Origin of the sequence: Desulfosporosinus acididurans, from assembly GCF_001029285.1 — a bacterium.
Lineage (GTDB): Bacteria > Bacillota > Desulfitobacteriia > Desulfitobacteriales > Desulfitobacteriaceae > Desulfosporosinus > Desulfosporosinus acididurans.
Genome location: NZ_LDZY01000035.1, coordinates 1 through 8,703 on the forward strand (window position 1 = coordinate 1; position 8,703 = coordinate 8,703).

7 protein-coding genes are annotated in these 8,703 nt (G+C 38.1%); all 7 read left to right on the forward strand.

Annotated features, from left to right (window positions below):
- A partial coding sequence (locus DEAC_RS21645; protein WP_047812165.1) for a transposase occupies positions 1–637 on the forward strand: 637 nt, incomplete at its 5' end.
- 255 nt (positions 638–892) lie between these two features.
- Positions 893–1,228 carry a hypothetical protein gene (locus tag DEAC_RS21650; RefSeq protein ID WP_047812166.1) on the forward strand — a complete coding sequence of 112 codons (336 nt, stop codon included), beginning with the start codon at positions 893–895 and terminating at the stop codon, positions 1,226–1,228.
- Between the two features lie 334 nt (positions 1,229–1,562).
- On the forward strand, positions 1,563–2,033 hold the full coding sequence (gene greA / locus DEAC_RS21655) for a transcription elongation factor GreA (protein WP_047812167.1): 471 nt from the start codon (positions 1,563–1,565) through the stop codon (positions 2,031–2,033).
- Positions 2,034–2,563: 530 nt separating this feature from the next.
- Positions 2,564–3,622: a PocR ligand-binding domain-containing protein gene (locus tag DEAC_RS21660; protein WP_152671470.1), complete on the forward strand. Its 1,059-nt coding sequence runs from the start codon at positions 2,564–2,566 to the stop codon at positions 3,620–3,622.
- A gap of 29 nt (positions 3,623–3,651) precedes the next feature.
- Complete coding sequence (locus DEAC_RS21665; protein WP_047812168.1) at positions 3,652–4,107, forward strand: chemotaxis protein CheW; 456 nt, start codon at positions 3,652–3,654, stop codon at positions 4,105–4,107.
- 1,034 nt (positions 4,108–5,141) lie between these two features.
- Positions 5,142–7,088: a methyl-accepting chemotaxis protein gene (locus DEAC_RS21670; protein WP_242847248.1), complete on the forward strand. Its 1,947-nt coding sequence runs from the start codon at positions 5,142–5,144 to the stop codon at positions 7,086–7,088.
- Positions 7,089–7,993: 905 nt separating this feature from the next.
- On the forward strand, positions 7,994–8,703 hold a 710-nt coding region (locus tag DEAC_RS21675), incomplete at its 3' end, for a hypothetical protein (RefSeq protein ID WP_047812170.1).

The following is an 8,703-nucleotide window of genomic DNA, read 5'->3' on the forward strand; positions in this document are numbered from 1 at the left end:
CGCAGCGACTGTCACAACAGGCGAAAAAAGTGACGGGAAAGAATTAGTTACACTGATTGAAAAAAGTGTGGCTGCTGGCATGGAAATTGAGACAGTCATTGGAGATGCAGCCTATTCAGAAAAGGAAAATATTAAATATAGTAAGACCAACAACATCAAATTAGTTACTAAATTAAATCCTTCGATTACTCAAGGGAATCGGAAAAAGGAAGATGAATTTAATTTTAATAAAGATGCCGGAATGTATGTGTGTAAAGCAGGTCATATGGCAATTCGGAAGGCCCGACAAGGTAAAAAAGGTCAAGGCAGAAATCAAACAGATACATATCACTTTGACATCGAAAAGTGCAAGAGATGTTTATTTAAAGATGGTTGTTATAAGGAAGGGGCTAAAAATAAAACTTATTCTGTATCTATTAAATCAAATGAACATACGGAACAGGCAAATTTTCAAGAAAGCGATTATTTTAAAGGAAAATCTAAAGAACGATATAAAATTGAAGCTAAAAATAGTGAACTAAAGCACAGGCACGGGTATGATGTTGCATCATCCTCGGGTCTTATTGGCATGGAATTACAAGGGGCGATGGCCATATTCAGCGTAAATTTGAAAAGGATATTAAAACTAATGGAATAAAAAAACACATACCCGCATACAAAGGTTATAAAAAGACGATCTTCATTCGAATAAAGAATGAGGACCGTCTCTTTTATTTGATTACTTAACTACCAAGAAGAAAAACGTAGGTTTTTCAGTGGCCTCGCATCAACGTGGGAGTATTTCTTTTTTTCATGGTTTATTCCTAAAGGCCGAACATAAATTGCTATATGTTGCATTTAATATAAGTAGACGGAATCCCTCGTTGCTTTCGGACGACTAAGGGGGAACGAAATGATAGTACGATGGGAAAGCGAAGATTTGACGGAACTTATAAAGAAGTTATTGCCTGCCCATATTGAGTTGGAGACGTTAACAGGAAAACGTATATATTTTTCACCGAATTTGGAGAATTCACGTGGTTTTGTTGAGGCAGTTTGTTCGATACTAATGACATTTTTTCTGAATAATAAGTATTGTTCTTTGATTTTAATTCAAGAAGATGAAGATTCAAAAATTTCGTTCAAAATTTCAGGCTTTTTAATAACTGCTCAAACAGTTGAACAGGAAATAGTTTTGAGTTACAAAGTGCTTCCCGATGATTTCCTCTCACAATATTTAATAATTTAGGCTTTTGGAATATTAAATCTGCATTACCTACTTCAACTACTCTTCTCAATTGATCTAGTTTTTAGGACCCCCACTTCTTAAGTGGGGGTAGGACCTTCGTTAACTTCAGGTGGGGTAAAGTCCCCATCTGAAGCCTCGATGTTCAGCTTTAGCAGAACGAGTTCACTAACCGCAGCTCTAAAAGTTAGATTTATATGATAAGATGCGAATTATATGCTATACAATTCAATATTTGACAATTATTACAAATTAAATTATAATTTTTATAATTAAATTGCAATAATTTTTGTGCTTATTTGGTAAACGATAAGCTAAAATAAGGGAGCAAGAAGACATGGCTGAAAATGAAACCATTTTAACGGCAGAAGGTTTAAAGCAACTTGAAGAAGAGTTAGAAGTGTATAAGACCGTGAAACGGAAGGAAGTTGCAGGCCGCATAAAACAGGCCATTGATTTTGGGGATATCAGCGAAAATTCGGAGTATGATGACGCTAAGGATGAACAAGCCTTTATTGAAACAAGGATTATTGCTCTAGAGAAAATGCTCGGTAATGTAAAGGTTATTCGCGATGTTAAGGAAACTGACGTTGTAACTCTGGGGGCTAAAGTTCTTTTGAGAGATGTCGAGTTTGATGATGAAGAAGAGTATTACATAGTAGGTTCTGTCGAGGCAGACCCTGATACCAATAAAATTTCTAATGAATCTCCTGTCGGGAGAGCAGTTCTTGGCAAATCAAAGGGATCTATTGTAAATGTGTCAGCTCCCTCAGGTTTTGTGCAATATCAGATTTTAGATATTTCCTAAGACTTACAGACTTAAAGGATTAATAGAAACTTATAAAATTCCCAAAATGTATAGGGATAGGGACGGATTATGAAAATTTGGACTCTCGAAACAATATCTGAGGACACTGCCCATAAAAGAATATAAGGTTAAATAAGGGGATAGCAAGGAGCTATCCCTTTTGAGTCCATAGTTTTTAGTATCGTTTTTTAGAAGTCTAGGCTAGAACAGCATATACAACTGATCCTTGACATGAGAATTTAGTGAAAAAGTAAATGCGTTGTGTCCAAGGATGTAGGCTGAAGGCGAAACAATTTTTGGAAAACATTGGTTTGACAGATGTCGAAATCTAAGATAAATTAGACAATAATAATAAAATTATAAATTAAATAACGAATTAAGTCGAACTTATAAGTAAATGTTGAGATTCCAAAAGTTTGAGAGATTGATACTAGGCCTCTAGCGGTTTTATTACCGGAAAAGTTATCAGTATATTCAAAAGATGTAGAAAAGGTTCAAGTTGTTAAGATTATTTAGGGAGGAAATGAAAAATGGTACAAAAGGAAATAATAAGTAATCTGACTCTCTCTCAACATGATCTGTCCCAAATAAAAATTACTGATGTTATTGACCTTGATTTCCTACAACAGTTTCAGGATGACTTTGCAAAGGGATGCGGATTAGCTAGTGTGACGGTAGATTTAGAGGGAAATCCAGTCACCAATCCGAGCAGTTATACAAGATTTTGTAGTCATTATACCCATTCAACAGAACGGGGAGATAAAAGGTGTGCGGAATCCCATAGAAAAGGCGGTGAGGAAGCTGCTCGAACTGGGAAACCGGTAGTCTACGAATGTCATGCAGGGCTTATAGATTTTGCGGCCCCGATTATGCTTGAAGGGCATCAAATCGGAACTATTTTGGGTGGACAAGTGTTAACCTCTGCTCCTGAGGAAGCTAAATACCTTCGTATCGCTGGGGAGATTGGCGTTGATCCTGATGGATATGTCGAATCTGTTCACGAAGTTACACAGTTATCACGTGAAAGGATTGAGTCGGCTGCCAATGTCCTCTTTATCGTAGCTAATACCTTGTCCAAAACTGCATTTCAACAGCGAAAATTGAAAGCAACCGCTGCAACACTTAATGATAGTCTTCATCAGATATCTGCTACTATGCAACAATTAGCGGCTTCATCAACCGTTGTCAATGACAATCAATTAAATCTCAACGCAGAAATCAAGAATGTTAATGCCGTGACAGGGCAAATCAATAATGTCATGGACTTCATTAAGGAAATTGCCGATGAAACTCGTCTGCTCGGCTTAAATGCTGCGATTGAAGCAGCAAGAGCAGGAGAAGCTGGCTTAGGGTTTGGCGTTGTAGCTCAAGAGATTCGTAAATTATCGGAGGATTCCAAACAAACTGTTGGAAAGATCAAGGAACTTACAACTTCAATCATTGATTCGGTTCATAAAACAGTTGATATGGGAAATGAAACTACTGCAACTGTAGAACAGCAAGCTGCGGCGATTCAAGAGGTTACTTCTAGTGTTGAGGAAATTTCTGCGTTAACTGAACAGCTAAATGCATTAGCTTCTGAAATGTAGAATTTATACTCTGAAAGGGGGAGGACCAAATGGCTATTAATCAGTTGGTGATTTTTGCACTTGATGGTGAAGAATATGGCGTAGATGTGACCACTGTAAATGGGATTTTGCGATCGAGTAAGTTTAAAATCCAAACTGTTCCCGGATTACCTCATGCAATCGAAGGGATCATCAATTTGCGGGGTAGAGTTAATTATATCTTTAATCTGCGTAAGAAATTCAATTTAACGGTTAACGAATATCCCGAGGATAGTAAGTTTATGATGCTGAATATTAACGGCACAGTTGCTGGATGTATTGTGGATGAAGTAACGGACATTGTTAAATTCAATGAAGACGATATTCAACCTGCACCTGAGTTCGTTTCCCAAAATAATGGTTATCTAAAAGGAATTGCAAAAATTAATGACCGAATGGTAATCTTCCTTGATCCTGAAAAGTTGTTGGTAACCGAAGAATATAAGTTATTAGAAGTTACTGATTAAAGATTTTAAAAGGTATGCAAAAAGGCCCTCAGTAAGGGGCCCTTTTTGCGTTGGTTATACGTTACTCTTGGTTGAAAAACTGCACTTAATTGTAAAGAAAATGCATGGATGCATTGATATGTTGAGGATCATTTCACGTTAGTATGAAACAAGGCGCAGGAAGTAGAAAAAATCTACTCCTTACCATTCGAAAAGTTTAATGAATTAATAATCATTTTTCCCCCAAAACTTGCCTAACCAAACAGCGCCGGCGATACCAATTGTATGGATAATTAACGAACGAGGACTTAGTAAATTCCCTTTCTTTTTCATTAATCCCATGTCATCAAACCCTTTCTCCTTATAGATTTTAAAGTTAGTTTTTCATATTTCCTAAGGAATGATACTAGCCAAAATTTGCAAGTGCTTAACAGAAGGCGAAAAGGCTGTTTGTTTTGAGCAATTAGGTCAATTTGATAATAGATAATAGATAATAGTTCAGATTAACTAGGGGTTATACCCTATATAATCAAGAAGTATTATACAAAAAGCAGTTTTAAATTTATACTGATTAATTAGGCAATTCAACACTCGCAGAGCAAAAGTGTGCCTAAAGTTGTACTACGACAGACTTTAATAAAACATCTCTTTTATCCAATGTAAGACTCCCACTTCTATAAGTGGGAGTGGGTCCCCGTACTCTGCTTCGGTGGGGGTAGAGTCCCCCACCGAAGTCTCGATGTTCAGCTTTAGCTAAACGAGTTCGCTGACAGGAAAAGATTTTTGTTGCCATGGGAGGAAATAGAGAGGACTCCTTCTCAGGGAGAGATGTGTTATTGCAGTTTAGCGATGAGTCTTGATTTGTTGACGTCTTTTTTTCTTCGAAATGAATAGGTCAAAATAGTGAAAGGAGATTATCAATGTTTTTGAGGGATTTAAGGATAAGAAACAAAATATTATTATCAACAGGCTTAGTTGTTGTGCTTTCATTTGTTTGCGTAATTTTCTTAGTGTCATTAAGATCAGTTGAAATGGCTAAGACATCTTCTTTTGAAATGGCATCACATATGGCAGATGAATATAGTAATCAAGTTAAAAACGAGCTAAATGTTCCTATGGATACGGTCAGAACATTGGCATCATCTTTTGAAGGAATGAAAGAGACAAATAACACAAATCGCACTACTATGAACGCAATGATCGTCAACGTTTTACAAGGCAATCCTTCATTTTTGGCAAACTGGTCTGTATGGGAACCCAATGCACTCGATGGGAATGATGCTAACTATGAAAATCAACCAGGATATGATGCAACGGGGCGCTTTATACCCTATTGGAATAGAGGGAATGGAAATATTAAGTTAGCACCACTAACGGGTTATGATACACCAGGTGCAGGAGATTATTACTTAATTCCTAAAAAGACGCATAAAGAGACTATTCTCGATCCTCTCTCATACAAAGTGAATGGTAAAGATGTTCTTATGACCAGCTTGGTAGCACCTATAATGGTCAATAATAATAGTACTTTCGTGGGAGTTGTCGGAGCAGATATTGCATTAGATACGATACAAAAAATGATTTCTAATATAAAGCCTTTAAACACAGGCTATGCTTGCCTTGTTTCCAATAATGGCAAGTACGTTTCCAACCCGGACTCTAAAGAGATAGGCAAGGTTCTCGATAATCAAGCAGTTATAGCGAGTATCAAAAATGGTAAGACGTATACTTTATCCAATAATGAGTATTACAGACTGTATGAACCAATAACCATTGGTCATACTACGACACCATGGTCGCTGGAAATCACAGTTCCGATGGCGACAATTCTAGCACAGGCGAACGCCATTCGGAATTTTTCGATTATCGTAGCTTTAATTGCTATTTTAGTAATTGGCTTAGTTATCTATTTAGTTTCCGGAGGGATAACAAAACCGATCATACAAACAACTGAAGTGTTAAAAGATATATCGCAAGGGGATGGAGACTTAACCAAACGGCTCAATGTAGTATCTAATGACGAGGTCGGGAAGCTTGCACAGCACTTCAATCGATTTATTGGAGATATACATAGCATAGTGAAGGAAGTTACTGATACTGCCAGTACTTTGGGTGCCACGAGTGAAGAACTATCGGCTGCGGCTCAAGAAGCTACCGTTACTAGTGAACAAGTCGCTGGGACGCTGGGGCAGCTTGCTTCGGGAGCAACTGAGCAAGCTAGAACAGTTGAAGAAATAAGTGAGGTTATTAAGCGACTGGCAGTACATACACAACAGGTTGCTGAGAATGCGGAAATAGCCAGTTCAAGTGGCAATAAGGCAGCCCTAGCCGCAGAAACAGGTGCTCTTCAAGCAGAAGATGCGGTGCAGAAGATTGGGGAAATTAGTAAAATTACGGATCAAACAGCGGAAGTTATTGCCCAGTTAGGAGACCAATCAAGCCAAATCGGTCAAATTGTCGATGTAATTACAGGCATCGCATCTCAAACGAATTTACTGGCCTTAAATGCTGCAATAGAAGCGGCACGTGCCGGGGAACAAGGAAGAGGTTTTGCAGTTGTTGCTGAGGAGGTGCGGAAACTAGCTGAACAGTCTTCAACGTCTGCTGCTCAAATCTCTACCTTGATTAGTAATATTCAAAATGAAGCGAAAAGTGCTGTAGGAATTATGGAAAAGGGTAAAGCAGAGGTTGCAGCTGGAGTGGAAACTGTTAATCTTGCGGGGAATTCGTTTAAAGCCATTGTGACTGAGGTCAAAACGGTCGTTGAACAGATTCATCAAGTTACTGAAGCAACGAAACAAATAGCCGAAGGGAGTTCGCAAGCAGTTAAATCTGTGGAAAATATCGGAGTCATTGCAGAAGAGGCTGCAGCTAATACCCAAGAAGTTTCGGCTTCATCTGAAGAACAGTCAGCTACAATGACCTCGGTGAGTCAATCTGCTGAATCATTGGCGAAAATTGGGGAAACTCTCACCCAATTAGTGGGTAAATTTAAATTGTAATAAGGTCCCGTGATTATAGTGACCAATGAGCAGAGGAAAATTAGCAACTGAACTCAAACCGAGTTAGTCGTAATGTTCTTAGGAAGGATACGATCTTTGCGGCTGGCTTAATAGCCTAATAGTTTATAATAGTTTGGGAGAACCTAAATTATCAAGGAATACAAGTGATTAAAAAATGACATTTAGCTGTTATGTATAAGACACATTATATACAAAGAACGCCTTAAACGAAGGGCGTTCTTTGTATTGCGGGGCTGTTCTTTAGTTGGGAGTCTAACAAAGTCAAGTCCTGCACGAACCGCCAATGCGCGGTTATTTTTATGTATCAAGCTACCAAAAGTATCATAAAATGTAGCATTAATAAATAAAGGAAGACGATCCTTATGGTAGTAGGGATATTTATTCTCGTTCTCCTTGTCATTGCTAATTTATTAATGGTTCATTATGAATCCAAAAGATAAATTTTAAACGCCTTGAATGGCGTTATTTTTATGCCCAAAATGAGGGATCACACTTCAGAGCAGAACAGGGATTCGTTCTTATGGCAGCCATCAAAGAGTATTTTCACGTTGCACAAACAGTGTTAACGGGTAAATTTTTGGTAGGGGATTATCATCCATACGCTCTTATGAATGTCTGAAAGGAGCAGATTACCCGACGACAGATCGCTATTTCCAGACATAACGCTTGGTCCTCTATGACAGAAAGGCTCCTAACCACATGTGCCAAGATAGTAACAGTGTTCAAGTGGCTTTGATATGTACAAATGTACTAAGTTTAATTTGTCTGCATAAAATAGTTGAGGTATGGTATCTATCTTAAACCGGGAGGGAAATTATACAAACCGCAGTGGGCTGGGTTACTAACTTAAAGTAAGATGATATTAATGAGAGGAGAAGAAACTAGTGAAAATTCTAAAAAAATGTAACATTGTTTTTTCAATAAGTCTTATAACAATCATGATAATTACATTGTGTAACTACAATCAAGCATTAGCGGCTTCAATATCGGAGAGAGATTATATAAGAGTTGAGGATAAGGTAAATAATGGCTTGGAGGGGACGCTAGGTATTACGGTTAGCCCGAGTAAGAATGGAAATGAAATGTCCAGCGGAGCGAGCAATTTAACGGAAGCCTATGATAAGAATGATACGACCTCGGCAAATATCTTTGATGGCGGTTATATTATTTATAAGCTGTCTGATCTTGGTTTGACGAGTTTGACGAAGGGAAGTCAGGTCAAATACACGATTGGGAGTAATGAAGCGAAAACTCAAAGGCTCAAGCTGGAATACCTGGACAGTAAATTTTCTCCGATCTCCTCCTCCTCCAGTAATTACTTGACAATAAAGCCGGGGGCCAAAAACGAGTATACCGCAGGAATTTCGAGTGATACAACGGTAAGGTATCTAAAAATAAATGGAATTAAGGGGACAGCCGTCTATATATACGAAATTGCAAAGGCGACAACGATCCCGTCAGCAAGTAATGTAGAAATGTCCAGCGGAGCGAGTAATTTAAAGGAAGCCTATGATAAGAATGATACGACCTCGGCAAATATCTTTGATGGCGGTTATATTATTTACAAGCTGTCTGATCTTGGTTTGACGATAGG